Annotated in this window: 14 protein-coding genes; 11 read left to right on the top strand and 3 right to left on the bottom strand. The window is 70.2% G+C overall.

All coding sequences use genetic code 11. The features are described from left to right. Positions 1-53 precede the first annotated feature (53 nt). Positions 54-2,273: a Vgb family protein gene (locus tag ACQPYE_RS24545; protein ID WP_498714734.1), complete on the bottom strand. Its 2,220-nt coding sequence runs from the start codon at positions 2,271-2,273 to the stop codon at positions 54-56. 449 nt (positions 2,274-2,722) lie between these two features. Here ACQPYE_RS24545 and ACQPYE_RS24540 point away from each other — a divergent pair, with 449 nt between their 5' ends. From ACQPYE_RS24540 to ACQPYE_RS24525, 4 genes are read left to right on the top strand one after another with little or no spacing between them, the layout of a single operon-like run. Then, positions 2,723-3,853, top strand: a complete 1,131-nt coding sequence (locus ACQPYE_RS24540) for an ABC transporter substrate-binding protein (protein ID WP_498714733.1) — start codon at positions 2,723-2,725, stop codon at positions 3,851-3,853. A gap of 3 nt (positions 3,854-3,856) precedes the next feature. Then, a complete protein-coding gene (locus ACQPYE_RS24535) occupies positions 3,857-4,768 on the top strand; it encodes an ABC transporter permease (protein WP_498714732.1) in 912 nt (303 codons plus the stop codon). Continuing rightward, the gene (locus ACQPYE_RS24530; RefSeq protein ID WP_498714731.1) at positions 4,765-5,553 is read left to right on the top strand and encodes an ABC transporter permease; all 789 of its coding nucleotides are present in this window, start codon (positions 4,765-4,767) and stop codon (positions 5,551-5,553) included. The genes ACQPYE_RS24535 and ACQPYE_RS24530 overlap by 4 nt, the downstream gene beginning before the upstream one ends. A 2-nt stretch (positions 5,554-5,555) precedes the next feature. Continuing rightward, positions 5,556-6,599 (top strand): ABC transporter ATP-binding protein, encoded by a 1,044-nt coding sequence (locus ACQPYE_RS24525; protein ID WP_498714730.1) that lies wholly within the window; start codon positions 5,556-5,558, stop codon positions 6,597-6,599. Between the two features lie 18 nt (positions 6,600-6,617). Here ACQPYE_RS24525 and ACQPYE_RS24520 read toward each other — a convergent pair whose 3' ends face one another. Further along, positions 6,618-7,232, bottom strand: coding sequence for a hypothetical protein (locus ACQPYE_RS24520; protein WP_498714729.1), 615 nt, complete (start codon positions 7,230-7,232; stop codon positions 6,618-6,620). A gap of 217 nt (positions 7,233-7,449) precedes the next feature. Beyond that, positions 7,450-8,880 carry an LVIVD repeat-containing protein gene (locus tag ACQPYE_RS24515; protein WP_498722978.1) on the bottom strand — a complete coding sequence of 477 codons (1,431 nt, stop codon included), beginning with the start codon at positions 8,878-8,880 and terminating at the stop codon, positions 7,450-7,452. Between the two features lie 221 nt (positions 8,881-9,101). On the opposite strand from ACQPYE_RS24515, the gene ACQPYE_RS24510 reads away from it, so the two are divergent. The 7 genes from ACQPYE_RS24510 (at position 9,102) to ACQPYE_RS24480 (ending at position 15,452) form a co-directional block, all read left to right on the top strand. Continuing rightward, positions 9,102-9,725 carry a DUF305 domain-containing protein gene (locus ACQPYE_RS24510; RefSeq protein ID WP_498714728.1) on the top strand — a complete coding sequence of 208 codons (624 nt, stop codon included), beginning with the start codon at positions 9,102-9,104 and terminating at the stop codon, positions 9,723-9,725. 203 nt (positions 9,726-9,928) lie between these two features. After that, positions 9,929-10,837, top strand: a complete 909-nt coding sequence (locus tag ACQPYE_RS24505) for an ABC transporter ATP-binding protein (protein WP_498714727.1) — start codon at positions 9,929-9,931, stop codon at positions 10,835-10,837. 3 nt (positions 10,838-10,840) lie between these two features. Beyond that, positions 10,841-11,566: an ABC transporter permease gene (locus ACQPYE_RS24500; protein ID WP_498714726.1), complete on the top strand. Its 726-nt coding sequence runs from the start codon at positions 10,841-10,843 to the stop codon at positions 11,564-11,566. 11 nt (positions 11,567-11,577) lie between these two features. Next, entirely contained in the window at positions 11,578-12,774 is a 1,197-nt protein-coding gene (locus ACQPYE_RS24495) for a sensor histidine kinase (RefSeq protein WP_498714725.1), read from the top strand. Continuing rightward, the gene (locus ACQPYE_RS24490; RefSeq protein ID WP_498714724.1) at positions 12,771-13,388 is read left to right on the top strand and encodes a response regulator; all 618 of its coding nucleotides are present in this window, start codon (positions 12,771-12,773) and stop codon (positions 13,386-13,388) included. The genes ACQPYE_RS24495 and ACQPYE_RS24490 overlap by 4 nt, the downstream gene beginning before the upstream one ends. A gap of 145 nt (positions 13,389-13,533) precedes the next feature. Continuing rightward, positions 13,534-14,814 carry an AAA family ATPase gene (locus ACQPYE_RS24485; protein WP_498714723.1) on the top strand — a complete coding sequence of 427 codons (1,281 nt, stop codon included), beginning with the start codon at positions 13,534-13,536 and terminating at the stop codon, positions 14,812-14,814. 77 nt (positions 14,815-14,891) lie between these two features. Further along, entirely contained in the window at positions 14,892-15,452 is a 561-nt protein-coding gene (locus tag ACQPYE_RS24480; protein ID WP_498714722.1) for an RloB family protein, read from the top strand. Positions 15,453-15,472 lie beyond the last annotated feature (20 nt).

The following is a 15,472-nucleotide window of genomic DNA, read 5'->3' as shown; positions in this document are numbered from 1 at the left end:
ACCCCCACTAGTAGCCGTGCTACCTATAGTACGGCTACTAGTGGGGTGACGGCTCAGACCCGGCAGGGGCTGCCGCCGGGTTCGGTCGGCTCGATGTTGGCCCGCGCCTCGCCCAGCACCACGTCGGTCAGCAGGGTGTCGAGCGCGAACGCCCGCTGCACCACGCTGGTCGGCGTGGTCGTCGTGCTGTTGAGCTGCAACGAGCCGATCACCAGCGGGATGGTCAGCGGCGCGCTGCCCACGGCCACCGAGATCCCGTTGATCCGCAGGCTCGCGATCTGCGACGAGCCGGCGAACTGCGGGTTGAGGTTCGCGTCGCAGGTCACCGAGGCGTTCGCCTGGATGACGCCCACCTCGATGGTCACCAGCAGGCTGGAGATCCGGGTGTGGTCGACCCGGGCGGAGGACACCGCGCCGTCACCGGGTGCCGGCGGCAGCGCCGGCAGGGCGTCCGGCGTCTGGTTGGTGCTCGCGGTCAACGCGGTGGCCCGCACGGTCAGGATGCCCGCGGACAGGTTGACGTTGGCCACGTTCTCGTAGTCGTCCACGCACGGCACGTCCGGCGGGTTGGCCCTCGCCACGATGATCCCGGCGAGGTTCAGCGCGGTCGCCTGGCAGGAGAACACGCCGGTCCGCTCGGAGGTCACGATCCGCAGGTCCGACAGCACCGGGGTGTCACCGGACGGGCTCGCGGTCAACGTCGCCCGCACCTCGACGTACCGGCCGACGCGGGCGAACTCCACCCCGTTGGACACCGGCGTGAACGTCTCGCCGGCCAGGCCCGCCTCGGTGTCGGACGTGCGCGCCTCGACCGTGATCGAGGTGCCTGCCGGGACGCTGCCCTGCGCCTCGGTGTTCCAGGTGACCGTGCCCCAGGTCTGCCCCGCGACACCGCCGTCCTGCACCACCGACCACGTGCCGACCGGCGCGGTGATCTCGCCGAGCACCGACCCGGTCATGTCGCTGTAGTTGTACGGCCCGGCGCCCGCACCGAGGTCGACGGTCAGGTCGACCGCACCGACGGCGAACCCGCCGCCGCCCGCCGGACCGGCGTCCGGGTCGATGCGCTGGGCGTTGTTGGAGTTGATGTTGGTGACCCACACCTTGCCGTTGGTGTCGACCGCGACGCCGGTGGGGCCGTTGCCGCCGGGCAGGACCACGTTGCCGACGAACGTGCCGTCGGTGCGCAGGTGCCCGACCGTGTTCGTGCCGTTGTCGAGCGCGTGGGCGACCCAGACGTTGCCGTCCGAGTCGACCGCTACGCCCTGGGCGCGCGGGTGGCCGTGCGGGAAGGTGCCCAGGACGGTGCCGGCCGCGTCCATCTTGACCGTGCTGCCGGAGTTGACCCGGGTGTGCCAGATCTCGCCGGTCACCGGATCCATGCCGAGTCCGTAGTCGCCGTGCGAGGTGTCCAGGCAGGCGCCCGCGCCGGAGCCCGGCTCGTAGCGCAGCAGGTTGGCGCCGTACCGGGCGGACCACAGGGTGCCCGCCTGGTCCACCAGGCCGCCGTAGCCGCCGCAGCCCAGGCTGAACGGCGCCGTCAGCACCGAGCCGTCCACGCCGGAGATCAGCTGGTGCTGGGTGTTGGAGCCGCCGGTCCACAGGTTGTTGTTCGCGTCCACGGCGACCGTGCGGGTGTTGGTGCCCGCGACCCGGCTGTAGGTGATCAGGCACTCGTCGGCCGCGGTGGTGACGCCGCCGTTGGCGTCGGCGCCGCCCGCGTTGGTCCACGGGCGGATGTCGCCCAGGCCGCGTGTGGTGGCGATCAGGCCGTCACCGTCGCGGTCCAGGCAGGTGTTGTAGCCGAACGGGCCCTTCAGGTGGTCGCCGTTCGGGTTGGCCGTGCCGTCCGCGTTCGACCGGGTGCCGCCGCGGATCACGCCGACGCGGGTGACCGAGCCTCGGCCGCCGGACGCCTCGTCCCGGTTCGACAGCCACGTGTTGCCGAACTTGTCCACGGTGGTGCGGGAGGGGTTGCGGCCCTGGCCGTTCGGCGCGGACAGCCACTCGCCGACGATGTCGCCGGTGTTCACGTCGATGCGGACCATCGTGCCGCGCGCGGAGGCGGCGACGTTGACGTAGGGGAAGAACACGGTCTGGCGGTTGAGCTGGAGCTGGTCGCCGTTCGGGGCGTCGTGGTTGACGTCCTGGAGCACGCCCTGGTCGAAGTCCGCGTCCACCGTGTAGAGCACGTCCTCGCCGGGGACGGGGGCGGCTGAGGCGTACGGCGTGCCGACGAGCGGGAGCAGGAGCGTGCCGACCGCGGTCAGCACTAGGGATGTTCGGGCGTGACGCATGGGTCTGCCCTTCTCGGTGGGGTTCGCAGGATTCGGACATTTCCGTCACGTGACATCCGGGTGTCGAGTCGCGATCGGAACGCGTTACCGACCCCCGGAATGTGAGTAGACAATGAGGCAAAAATCGGGCTGGACTTTCACGCTCTTCCGAGTGCGATTCGTCCGGACAGTCCAACGGTCCGACCCGCACGGTGACTGTCGACGTTGCCGCGTACGGCGAATGGCCGAGCTTTTGCGCTGATCCGGGCGGATCAGGCCGCCGTCGCCGTTAACCCTTCCGACACTCCCGGAACACCCGGAATTCGTCATCCCGGTCGCCCAGGTCTCAGTCCGCCCACTTGGCTTGACAAGCGCGCGCGGCGTCCCGAATCCTCCGCTGGGCCGGCCCGTTTGGTCGTGCGCGACAATCCCGAGGAAGGTTCGACGTGAACCACACCCGAGTCCTGCGGTCGGTAGGCGTCGGCGTCACCGCGCTGGCGTTCGTCGCGGCCTGCGGCACGCCGCCGCCCAAGGACGGCGCCGCGAGCGACACCCCCGCGGCCACCGCGAAGTCCGCCGCCGAGTTCGGCGGGCTGGACAAGCTCGTCGAGGCCGCCAAGAAGGAGGGCAAGCTCAACGTCATCGCGCTGCCGCCGGACTGGGCCAACTACGGTGAGATGATCAAGGCGTTCGAGGCGGAGTACGGCATCGAGGTCGACTCCGCGCAACCCGACGCGTCCAGCCAGGACGAGATCAACGCCGCCAAGCAGCTCAAGGGCGGCGACCGCGCGCCGGACGTGTTCGACCTCGGCCTGACCGTGGCCATCGCCAACAAGGACCTGTTCGCGCCCTACCAAGTGCGGACGTGGGCCGACATCGCCGACGAGCTGAAGGAGCCGTCCGGGCTCTACTACGGCGACTACGGCGGCTTCATGTCCATCGGCTTCGACGCCGCCAAGGCACCCGCGCCGACCTCGGTCAAGGACCTGCTCAAGCCCGAGTACCAGGGCAAGGTCGCGCTCAACGGCGACCCGACGCAGGCGGGCGCCGCGTTCTCCGGCGTGGTGATGGCCGCGCTGGGCAACGGCGGCTCGGCCGACGACATCGCACCCGGCGTGGAGTTCTTCAAGCAGCTCATGGCCGCGGGCAACTTCCTGCCGGTGGACCCGTCGCCCGCGACCATCGAGTCCGGCCAGACGCCCGTCGTGATCGACTGGGACTACACCAACGCCGCGCAGACCGCGAAGCTCGCGGGCAAGGTCGACTGGAAGGTCGTCGTCCCGGCCGACGCGCAGGTCGGCGGCTACTACAACCAGGCGATCAGCAAGGACGCGCCGCACCCGGCCGCCGCGCGCCTGTGGCAGGAGTTCCTGTACTCCGACAAGGGTCAGAACATCTTCCTCAAGGGCCTGTCGCGGCCCGTGCGGATGGACGCGATGACCAAGTCCGGCGCGGTCGACGCGGACGCGGCGGCGAAGCTGCCCAAGACGGCCGGCGAGCAGGTCTTCCCGACCCAGGAGCAGTCGGACAAGGCCAAGCAGGTGCTGTCCTCGACGTGGGCGCAGGCGGTGGGCTGACCGGTGGTCGCACCCGTCACGACCGCGGTCGGGGGAGGCCAGAAGGCGTCCCCCGGCCCCGGCCCCGGTCGGAGGTGGGCGGCGTGGCTGGTCGTGGTGCCGTTCCTGGCCTACGTCGGCACGTTCCTGGTGTACCCGACCGTGCTCGTGCTGGCCGGGTCGTTCCAGGACTCGGACGGCGGCTTCACGGTGGCCAACCTGACCGACCTGACCCGCGGCGCGTACCTCCAGGCGTTCCTGCGCAGCGTGGAGCTGTCCGCGATCACCGCCCTGCTCGGCGCGGTGCTCGGCGCGCTGCTGTCGTGGGCGGTGGCCGTCGGCGACCAGGACGGGCTGCCGCGCCGCGTGGTGGTGGCCGGCGCGGGCGTGCTCGCCCAGTTCGGCGGCGTGCCGCTGGCGTTCGCGTTCCTCGCCACGATCGGGTTCCAGGGCTTCGTCACGCGGTTCCTGCGCGACTGGTTCGGCATCGACCTGTTCGCCACCGGCGCGTGGTTGTTCGAGCTGCCCGGCCTGACCCTGGTCTACACGTTCTTCCAGATCCCGCTGATGGTCATCGTGTTCCTGCCCGCGCTGGACGGCCTGCGCCCGCAGTGGCGCGAGGCGGTGGACAGCCTCGGCGGCTCATCGTGGACCTACTGGCGGCACGTCGGCGGCCCGATCCTGCTGCCCGCGTTCCTCGGTGCCTCGTTGCTGCTGTTCGCCAACGCGTTCTCCGCCTACGCCACGGCGGCGGCGCTGGTGTCGCAGGGCAGCCCGATCGTGCCGCTGCAGATCCGGGGCTTCCTGACCGGCGAGGTGCTGCTGGGGCGGGAGAACCTGGGCAAGGCGCTCGGCCTGGGCATGGTCGTGGTGGTCGGCGTGGCGATGGGCCTGTACGCGCTGTTGCAGCGGAGGTTCGCCCGGTGGCAGCGATGACCAGGCCCCGGTCCAAGCGCGGTGTCGCGCGATCCGCGGTCCTCGTGGTGCTCGGGGCCTTCTTCCTGCTGCCGCTGGTGGCGATGGCGGAGTTCTCCACCCGGGGCGCGGGCGGCACGCGCAGCCTCGCGTCGTGGGCGGCGATCGCGGAGGACCCGGACCTGGTCGAGGCGATCCTGGTGTCGGTCCAGCTCGCGGTGACCAGTTCGCTGGTCGTGCTGGCCCTGCTGGTGCCGACGATGACGTGGATCAGGCTGCGGCTGCCCGCGCTGCGCCGGCTGGTGGAGTTCCTGTGCCTGCTGCCGGTGGCGATCCCGGCGATCGTGCTGGTGGTGGGCATGGCGCCGCTGTACGCGTGGGTGAGCTACTTCCTCGGCGACTCGCCGTTGACGCTGACGTTCGCCTACGCGGTGCTGGTGCTGCCGTTCGCCTACCGGGCGATCGACGCGGGCCTGTCCGCGATCGACCTGAAGACGCTGGCCGAAGCCGCCCGCGGCCTCGGCGCGTCCTGGGGCGCGGTGCTGCTGCGGGTCGTGGTGCCCAACATCCGCACCGCGCTGCTCGGCGCGTCGCTGCTGTCGGTGGCGCTGGTGCTCGGCGAGTTCACCATCGCCTCGCTGCTGAACTTCGACACCCTGCAGGTGCGGGTCAACCTGCTCGGCAAGCGCGACGCGGGCGTGTCGATCGCGGTGTCGCTGCTGAGCCTGCTGTTCGCGTTCGCGCTGCTGTTCCTGCTCTCGTTCGTCGGCGGGCGCCGGCGGGGCTCCGCCGTCGAGGAAGGCTGATCATGGGGTACCTGCGACTGGACGGGCTGCGCAAGTCGTTCGGCGGCCAGAGCGCGCTCGACGGGCTCGACCTGGAGCTCGCCGAGGGCGAGCTGGTCAGCCTGCTCGGACCGAGCGGCTGCGGCAAGACGACCGCGCTGCGCATCGTCGCCGGGTTCGAGACGGCCGACTCGGGCACGGTCCTGGTGGACGGCCGCGACATCACCCGGGTGCCCGCGAACAAGCGGGACATGGGCATGGTGTTCCAGGCCTACAGCCTGTTCCCGAACATGACCGTGACGCAGAACGTGGCGTTCGGCCCGCGGCTGCGCAAGGCGCCGGACCGGGCCGGACGGGTCGCCGAGCTGCTGGAGCTGGTCGGGCTCGCCCACCTGGGCAAGCGGTACCCGCACCAGCTCTCCGGCGGGCAGCAGCAACGCGTGGCGCTGGCCCGCGCGCTGGCGATCCGGCCGCGGGTGCTGCTGCTGGACGAGCCGCTGTCCGCGCTGGACGCGAAGGTGCGGGTGACCCTGCGTGACGAGATCCGGCGCATCCAGACCGAGCTGGGCATGACCACGTTGTTCGTCACGCACGACCAGGAGGAGGCGCTGGCCGTCTCCGACCGGGTCGGCGTGATGTCGCAGGGCAGGCTGGAGCAGCTCGACACGCCCGCGGTCGTGTACCGGGAGCCCGCGTCGGCGTTCGTGGCGCGGTTCGTCGGCGTGACGAACGCGGTGCGCGGCGTCGCCGAGGCAGGCGGCGTGCGGCTGGGCGCCTTCCGGCTGCCCACCGACGCGGTCGACGGGCTGACCGGCGAGGTCGAGGTGATCGTGCGGCCGGAGGACATCGGCATCGCGCCGCACCGCGGCCAGGCCGACGGCGCGCTGACCGGCAACGTGCTCGCGCAGAGCTTCCTCGGGCCGGTGACCAGGCTGTCCGTGCGGCTCGACGGCGGCGACCAGGTCGTGCGTGTCGACCAGCCGTCCGGCCGCGCGGCCGACTTCCCACCCGGCACGACCGTGGCGCTGGACCTCGGGGGCGGCAGGCTGATGGTCGTCGGGGCATGACGACGTCGTACCGGCGCGCTACGGCCGGCGCAATTTCGTCAACCTGAGCCGTTCGTCGTCGGAAAGCGCCGAATCGGTCAGCACGCGCACCCCGTGCGCGCCGATCGGCCGGCCGTTCACCGAAGTCACCCAAGTGGTCGGCACGTCGGTGAACAAGGTGACTTCCGGCCGGTCGGCGAAATGGCCGTAGCCCAATACCGTCGACCGGCTCACGCTCGGACCGTTGAGCACCACGTAGTCCTGGTCGGCGAGGGTCGGGTCGGTCGTCCACGGCACCTCGTCGCCGAGCGTCCAGCCGCCGACGCCGCCGTAGCGCGGCAGGAACGTGCGGGCGTGGTGGATGGTGACCACGTAGTGGTGCTCGCAGTCCGGGTCGACGGGCACGGGCGTCCGGGTGAAGTTCAGGCCGTAGGACACCCCGGCCGCGCGCACGGTGCGGGAGAACGCCGCCAGGTCGCCGCCGCAGGTGCTGATCGCCCGGGACAGCGCCGACCACGCGCCGGTGGCCGTCTGGTTCGGCAGGCGGGCGCCCGGCCAGGGGTCGCGAATGGTCATGCCGCCCCAGATGAGGCGCACCGCAGGGGCCGGCCAGACATTGTCGCGCTCACCCCGGTAGAGGGTCATGTCCGGCATGGGAATACTCCTCGCGAGGAATTCGTGAAGAGGAATCGGTTTCGATCCTACGCGGAGCAGGGGTGAACGCGGACGAATTCACCGGCAAGGAGTACCGGGCTGCGGGAATGCGATGTTAAAGGGGCAATATGCAATGTGCGCCCCGCCGGGTGAGCGAAGGGCCCGCCGCTGGTGCGCGGCGGGCCCTCCTGGTGTCACGACGGTCGGACCGTCCGGACTAGCGCGGGAACAGGTCCCGGTAGGAGCCCTGCGTCTGCACGTTCAACTCGCCGACGCGGACGAGCTTGCCGGTCGCCGTCCGCGGGTCGCGGACGTCGAGCACGTCGAGGCCCTTGGCCATGTCGTTCGAGAAGATGTAGCCGTTGTAGTAGTACGCCGACCACGAACCGCCGCCCGCGCCGTTGGGCAGCGGACCGCGCTCGAACCAGCCGATCTCCTTGGGGTTGCGGGAGTCGGTGAAGTCCCAGATCGAGATGCCGCCCTGGTACCACGCCTGCACCATGATGTCGCGACCCTGGACGGGGATCAGCGAGCCGTTGTGCGCGACGCAGTTCTCCGTGTCGCCCTGGGTCCGGGAGATCTTGTAGTACGAGCGGAACTCCAGCTCGCGGCTGTCGCCGCGGCCGGTGATGTCGTAGATGCCGTCCGCGCCGCGGGTCGGGCCGATCTTCTCGTTGCAGGTCGGCGCGCCGCCGCCGCCGAGCTCGTCGGTGAAGACGACCTTGGTGCCGGCGTTGTTGAAGGTGGCCGAGTGCCAGAACGCGAAGTTCACGTTGTCCTGGACGCGGCTGATCTCGCGGGGCTTCTCCCGGTCGGAGATGTCCCACAGCACGCCGTCACCCATGCAGGCGCCGGCCGCGAGGTCCTTCGACGGGTACACGGTGATGTCGTGGCAGCCGGAGGTGGCGCGGACGTAGCCCTCTTCGACGGTGCCGTCACGGCCGGGGTTGCCGCCGTCCGGGAACAGCACGGTCTCCGACAGCACGGAGGCCGACGCCGGGTCCTTGAGCGGCACCTTGACGATGCTGATCAGGTCGTGCGGCGTCTTGCAGTCGGGGAAGGTGTCGTTGGGGCCGTACGACGAGACGTACAGGTAGGCGTTCTTGCCCTTCTTGTCGGGCACCAGCGTGTGCGTGTGCGAACCGCACTTGGTCTCGACCGCGGCGACGTACTTCGGGTTCTTCTTGTCGCTGATGTCGAAGATCTTGATGCCCTCCCACGCGTCCTTGTTGGTCGCGGAGAGCGGCGTGCTGGCGCAGGAGTTGTCGCTGCGCGACGAGTCGGTGGACAGGAAGAGCAGGTTGTCCTTGATCGAGATGTCGTTCTGCGAGCCCGGGCACCAGACCGTGCTCAGGACGGCCGGCTTGCGCGGGTTGCGCACGTCGTAGATGACGAACCCGTCGTAGTTGCCGCTGAAGGCGTAGCCGTTCTGGAACGCCAGGTCGGACCACGTGGACGAGGCGGTGAACGGCGCCGGCTTCGGCAGGTTCGCCAGGTGCTTGACGTTGCGGCTGTTGCGGATCTCGTCGACGCCCGGGATGCCGGCGGCCGGCTGCTCCTGGCTCGACAGCTGGGTCTCGGACAGTCCGGCCAGGTCGGCGTCGTCCGGCGCGGCGGTCGCCTGAGGCGCCCAGGCCACGACCGACAGGCTCAGCGCGAACGCCCCCAAGACCGCGGCCGGCGTTCTGCGTCGGCGGGTCAAATCGCGTGCTTCCACTTCAGGTTCCCCTTCCAACCCACTGCAGGGCCCGCAGTATCACCCGTTCGCTTGGCTAAGTACCAGACCCGATCGTCGGAAATCTTCTGGCTTCCGGCTGGTGGAACGGCCGGGTACGTTGGCGGCCGACCGGACGTCTAGGGGGTAGCGGGATGCGGATCGTGTTCGTCGCGGTGTTGGTGGCCGTCCTCGCGGGATGCACGTCCCAGGCGGACGACCAGCCTCCGATCATCGCGCCGCAAGGTCCCGGTGAGCAAGCGCAGACGTTGGCGCCGGAAGATTTCGGCACGGACCGGTGGGTCGCGCCGAGCGAGGCGGACCTGAAGTACGTCGCCGGCATGATCGTGCACCACAGGCAGGCGCTGGACATGACCGCGCTGGCTCCCGAACGCGCGCAGAACGAGACGGTGCGCGGCCTGGCGTCGCGGATCCACGACACGCAGGGCCCGGAGATCGCCGCGATGGAGCAGTGGCAGCGGCAGTACGCCGAGGACGCGCCCGCGCACGGCCACGGCTCCGACCTGCCGGAAGTCGACCACCGCTCGATGCCCGGCATGGCCACCGACGAGCAGCTGGCCGCGCTGAGGGCCGCCCGCGGCGCGGACTTCGACCGGCTCTTCCTCCAGCTGATGATCGCCCACCACGAGGGCGCCGTGCGGATGGCGATCGAGGTGCTGTCCTCGGGCAGCGACGTGCGGGTCGAGGAGATGGCCAACGACGTCTCCGTCTCCCAGACCGACGAGATCGACCGGATGAGGGCGATCACCATCCCCTGACCCCCGCGCGAGTCCTACGTCCAGAACGACCGTGTCCTACGTCCAGGACCCCCGAGTTCAACGTTCAGGACCCCTGAGTCCAACGTTCGGGTGCACCCTGAGGGCGGGTCGGGGTGGTCTACGGGAAGATCAACCGATCGGTTGATGCGAGGTGTGGCCCGCCGTGTGATCCGGTCGAACGCCCGGGCGACGACGCTCGTGGCATGGCAATCATCGAGGTGGTCGACCTCGTCAAGAGCTACGACCGGAAGGTCGCGGTGGACGGCGTCTCGTTCACCGTCGACGAGGGGGAGATCTTCGGGATCCTCGGCCCCAACGGGGCGGGGAAGACCACGACCGTGGAGTGCGTGGAGGGCCTGCGCACCCCGGACGGCGGCACGATCCGCGTCGACGGCCTGGACCCACGACGTGACCGGGCGGAGCTGCGCACCAGGCTGGGCGTGCAGCTTCAGCAGAGCGAGCTGCCCGACCGCATCCGCGTCGGCGAGGCGCTGGACCTGTACGCGTCGTTCTACCGCGACCCGGCCGACTGGCGGGAGCTGCTGGCACGCCTCGGCCTGGCCGACCGCGCCAAGACCGAGTACCGCAAGCTCTCCGGCGGCCAGAAGCAGCGCGTCTCCATCGCGCTGGCGCTGATCGGCAAGCCCAAGGTCGCGGTGCTGGACGAGCTCACCACGGGCCTCGACCCGCAGGCGCGTCGCGACACGTGGGGCCTGGTCGAGCAGATCCGCGACGCCGGCGTCACGGTCGTGCTGGTCACCCACTTCATGGAGGAGGCCGAGCGGCTGTGCGACCGGATCGCCGTGATCGACGCGGGCAAGCTGGTCGCGGTCGACAGCCCGGCCGGGCTCGTGTCCCGGGTGGACGGTGAGCAGCGGGTCCGGTTCCGCCCGACCACGCCGCTGGACGTGCGGCTGCTCGAAGAGCTGTCCGAGGTCTCCGCCGTCGAGGAGCACGGTCCGCAGCTCGTCGTGACCGGCACGGGCAACCTGCTGCACGCCGTCACGTCGGTCCTCGCCCGCAACCAGATCGTCGCCGCCGACCTGCGCATCGAGCAGGCCGGGCTGGACGACGCCTTCATCCGCCTCACCGGCCGCTCGCTCACGGAGTAGCACATGCTGAAGATCGTCACCACCGAGTGGAAGCTGTTCCTGCGCGAGCCGAGCATGGTCGTGTTCGCGGTCCTCTTCCCGACCATCCTGCTGCTGGTGCTCGGCGTGATCCCCGCGCTGCGCACGCCCGACCCGAACTTCGGCGGCCTGCGGTTCATCGATTCCTACCTGTCGTCACTGGTCGTGATCACGCTGGCGTTCCTGGGCCTGAACAAGCTGCCCGCCACCATCGCCACCTACCGCGAGAAGGGCGTGCTGCGCCGCTTCTCCACCACCCCGGTCCACCCGGCACGCCTGCTGGTGGCGCAGGTGGTCGTCAACCTGGTCGCGGGCGTGATCTCGATCGTGCTGCTCGTGGTCGTGGCCGGGGCGGTGTTCGGCATCGACCCGCCGCGCCACCCGATCGGGTTCCTGGTGACGTTCCTGCTCGGGATGTCGTCACTGTCCGCCATCGGTCTGCTGGTCGCGGCCTGGGCGCCGAACGCGAGGTCCGCCGGCGGGTGGGCGACCGCGGTGTTCATGCTGGTCATGTTCTTCGGCGGCGTGTACCTGCCCCGGTTCCTGCTGCCGGACTTCCTCAACGTCATCGGCGAGCACCTGCCGCCGGGCGTCGCGGCGCTGCAGGAGTCGTGGCTGGGCGCGGCGCCGGACCCGGTGCACCTCGGCGTGCTGGCGCTGGTCACGGTGGTGGCGGGTACCGTCGCGGCGAAGTCGTTCCGCTGGGAGTAGGGGTGCGCGCGATGGACGTGCTGGACACGTGGGAGCGGCGGCTGAACGTCGCCGGGCACGCCATCCCGTACTTCGTCCTGGTGCTGACCACCGCCATGTACCTGCTGGTCGGAACGGACCCCGGACCGGCCAGGGCGGTCAACGTCGGCATCGCGGCGGCGACCGGCCTGTGGATGCTCTGGTGGTACACCCTGCACCCGGGCTGGCGCTCCCGGACCGGCCTGATGACGCTGTTCTTCGTCGGTGTCCTGGTCTCGTACGCGTTGCTGGGGCTGCGCGACCCGTTGTTCGGGTTCTTCTCCTTCGCCGGGTACATCTACGCCATCGACGTGCTGCCCGGCCGGTGGAAGCTCGTCGGGGTGTCGGCCACCGGCGTCCTCGCGGCGACGTCGCTGTACGGCGGCTTCCCGCCGGCGGAGCTCGGGCCGATCCTGGTGTACCTGATCATCGTGGTGTTCATCGTGACCATCGCCTGCACGCTCACCACGGTCAGCCACGTCACCTCCGAGCAGTCCCGGCGCCGCAAGGAGATGGTGGCCGAGATGGCGGCGATGATGCGGGAGAACGCCGGCCTGCACGCCCAGTTGCTGATCCAGGCGCACGAGGCGGGGGTGCTGGACGAGCGGCAGCGGTTGGCGCGGGAGATCCACGACACCCTCGCCCAGGGCTTCGCCGGCATCATCACGCAGCTCCAAGCGGACGAGAACCCGCCGCGGCACGTCGAGACGGCGTTGCGGCTGGCGCGGGAGAACCTGGCCGAGGCCCGTCGCTCGGTGCACGCCCTGCGCCCGCCCGCGCTGGTCGACGCGAACCTGCCGGACGCGTTGGCCGAGGTCACGGCCTGGTGGACGGACCAGACCGGGGTGGCGGCCTCGATCAGCACGACAGGTGCGGCGCGGCCCCTGTACCCCGAGGTCGAGGTGACGTTGCTGCGCGCCGCGCAGGAGGCGTTGTCGAACGTCGCCAAGCACGCGCGCGCTTCACGGGTCGGGTTGACGTTGTCGTACATGGAGGACGTGGTGACGCTGGACGTGCGCGACGACGGCGCGGGGTTCGACCCGGAGGTGAAGACGGACGGGTTCGGGCTGGTCGGCATGCGCCAGCGGGTGTCGCGCCTGGCCGGCGCGCTGATCGTGGAGTCGGAGCCGGGCGGCGGCACGGCGGTGTCCGCCTCGGTGCCCGCGATCCCCGCCGAGGTGGCGCCATGATCCGCGTGGTGATCGTGGACGACCACCCCGTCGTGCGCGACGGGCTGCGCGGGATGCTCGCGAGCGCCGGTGACGTGGACGTGGTGGGCGAGGCGGCGGACGGCGCGGAGGCGGTCGCCGTGGTGCGGGCGCTGCGACCGGACGTCGTGCTGATGGACCTGCGGATGCCCGGCGTGGACGGCGTCACGGCGATAGAGCGGCTGCGCGGCTGCCCGACCCGGGTGCTGGTGCTGACGACGTACGACACGGACAGTGACGTGCTGCCCGCGATCAAGGCAGGCGCGACGGGGTACCTCTTGAAGGACACACCACGCGACGAGCTGTTCCGCGCGGTGCGTTCGGCGGCCAGGGGAGAGGCGGTGCTGTCACCGTCCGTGGCGACCCGGCTCGTGGGTCAGGTGCGGCAGCCGACGGCGGAGCCGTTGAGCGATCGGGAGGTGGAGGTGCTGGGCCTGATCGCCCGCGGGTGCACGAACCGGGAGGCGGCGGCGAAGCTCTTCATCAGCGAGGCCACCGTGAAGACGCACTTGGTGCACGTCTACGCCAAACTGTCCGTGAAGGACCGCGCCGCCGCCGTCGCGGTGGCCTACGAACGGGGCTTGCTGGGCGGCTAGCTGACCGCCGCAGCGCCATCGCGGAACCTTTCACCGGTCCACGTGGTGGCGGGCATGATGTCGACATCGGCGGGATTTCGCCTCATCAGGTCGAAAACGGGCTTGTGATGCACCGTCAGACGTCGACGAAGGTACCGTGTGCTCCGTGTTGATCCGCTTCGAGGCGTCGAACTACCGCTCCGTCGCCGAGCCCGTCGAGCTGTCGATGATCGCCGTTGACCGCGATCGACCGGAGGTGCGTGAGCAGCCTCTGCTGGGAGCCGGTCTGGTGTCCGTCGCAGCGGTCTACGGACCCAACGCCTCCGGCAAGTCGAACATCGTGGCGTCATTGGCGTGGATCCGCGAGGCGGTGCAGGTTTCGCTGCACGCCTGGGATGACGGGATCCCGGTGGAGGCGTTCGCGTTCGGCGACAGGTCGACCAAGGCCAGCGAATTCGTCGTCGAGTGCACCGTGGACGGGGTGCGGTTCGAGTACCTGTTGGAGGTGGATCGCACCCGGGTGGTCTACGAAGCGCTCTTCCACTACCCGGAGAAGAAGCGTCGACGGGTGTTCGAACGTGAGGGTGAATCGATCCGCTTCCAACGGGGGCTGCAGGGAACCGCGGGCACACGCGAGCTGCTGACCTCTCGCGTTCTGGTCCTGTCCGTCGCCCGCCGTTTCGGCGAGCCGCTCATCACCGACTTCGCCAGTCAACTGCTCAACATCGAGATCTCGGGCTTTGACCCCCGTCGTTTCGGATTCATCGACCTGGTCAACGCCCGAGCGGGCACCGCCGGGATACGCCGGGCGGCCCGTTGGTTCGCGGGCGGGAACCAACCTTCGCTGTTCGATGAACTGGACGCGTCCGGTGTGGGTGGCAGCGACCACAGGCAGGCTCTGGCATTGCTGCGCTTGGCAGACCTCGGCATCGACGACGTGCTGGTCGAACCTGGTGTGGGCGCGGCCAGGGAGCGGGGCATGCCTCGCGTGCGGATGCTGCACCGGACGCCGGACGGCGCGACGCCCTTGGACTTCGCCGCGGAATCAGAGGGGACTCGAACCTGGTTCGGCCTCATCGGGCCGGTGCTGACCGTCTTGCGCCGCGGTTCGCTGCTGCTGTTCGACGAACTCGACGCCAGCCTGCACCCCACCCTGTCGGCTCAACTCATCCGGCTGTTCAAGGACCCGGTGGCCAACCCGCTCGGCGCCCAACTGGTGTTCACCACGCACGACACCAGCCTGCTGAACCACCTCAACCGCGATGAGGTGTGGCTGACCGAGAAGCGTGCCGACGGCTCGACCCGACTCGGCGCCTTGGCCGAGTTCGCCGGAGAACGGGTCCGCAAGTCCAGCAACCTGGAAAGCGCCTACCTGCACGGTCGTTTCGGCGCTCTGCCGGAGATCGACCAGTCGGAGTTGCTGCGCGCCCTCGGATTGATCGGCTGAGCACTGTGTCGGTACGCAGGCGTGGAGGCCGTCGACTGGGTCGGGTCGTGGGAACGCGACGCGAGTTGCGCACGGTCGTGATCTTCACCGAGGGGCGCAACTCGGAACCGGATTACCTCAACGGTCTCCGGCGGCTTCCTCACATAGCCGGCGACGTGGCCCTCGACATCGAGTTGCGCCCCGAGCACTCGGTCCCCTTCCCGCTGGTCGAACAAGCCGTGCGGCGTGCGCAGGACCCCGAAGTCGACGAGTGTTGGTGCGTGTTCGACGTCGAGTGGCCGCAGAACCACCCGAACCTGGTCGAAGCCGTGGCACTGGCACGACGACACGGCGTTCGGCTCGCGATCTCCACCCCGTGCTTCGAGGTGTGGCTGATCCTGCACCACCGCGACCACACGGCCTTCCTCGACACCGCCGGCGCCGACAGGCTCAGCCGGCAACTCGATGGCCGTCCGGGCAAGAGCCTCGATGCCTCGGTCTACATACCGCTCCGTGCGGAGGCGGTCCGACGGGCGCAATCGCTGGAACGACGCCACGAACGCGACGGCACGACACTTCCGCATGACAACCCGTCCTCCGGGATGCACGCGCTGATGGCCTCGCTCGACAGCGCCGTCACCGAGCCCGATCGAGCCTGAGATCGCCACCGGTCGAAGCC

Origin of the sequence: Actinosynnema sp. CA-299493 (assembly GCF_050946825.1) — a bacterium.
Classification (GTDB): Bacteria; Actinomycetota; Actinomycetes; order Mycobacteriales; family Pseudonocardiaceae; genus Actinosynnema.
This window is presented reverse-complemented; position numbering and strand designations above follow the sequence as displayed.

Bases quoted from the DNA above. Each gene is read 5' to 3' on its own strand.
- ACQPYE_RS24530 (WP_498714731.1), top strand. From the start codon at position 4,765: ATGACCAGGCCCCGGTCCAAGCGCGGTGTCGCGCGATCCGCGGTCCTC.
- ACQPYE_RS24525 (WP_498714730.1), top strand. From the start codon at position 5,556: ATGGGGTACCTGCGACTGGACGGGCTGCGCAAGTCGTTCGGCGGCCAG.
- ACQPYE_RS24520 (WP_498714729.1), bottom strand. From the start codon at position 7,232: ATGCCGGACATGACCCTCTACCGGGGTGAGCGCGACAATGTCTGGCCG.
- ACQPYE_RS24510 (WP_498714728.1), top strand. From the start codon at position 9,102: ATGCGGATCGTGTTCGTCGCGGTGTTGGTGGCCGTCCTCGCGGGATGC.
- ACQPYE_RS24505 (WP_498714727.1), top strand. From the start codon at position 9,929: ATGGCAATCATCGAGGTGGTCGACCTCGTCAAGAGCTACGACCGGAAG.
- ACQPYE_RS24500 (WP_498714726.1), top strand. From the start codon at position 10,841: ATGCTGAAGATCGTCACCACCGAGTGGAAGCTGTTCCTGCGCGAGCCG.
- ACQPYE_RS24495 (WP_498714725.1), top strand. From the start codon at position 11,578: ATGGACGTGCTGGACACGTGGGAGCGGCGGCTGAACGTCGCCGGGCAC.
- ACQPYE_RS24490 (WP_498714724.1), top strand. From the start codon at position 12,771: ATGATCCGCGTGGTGATCGTGGACGACCACCCCGTCGTGCGCGACGGG.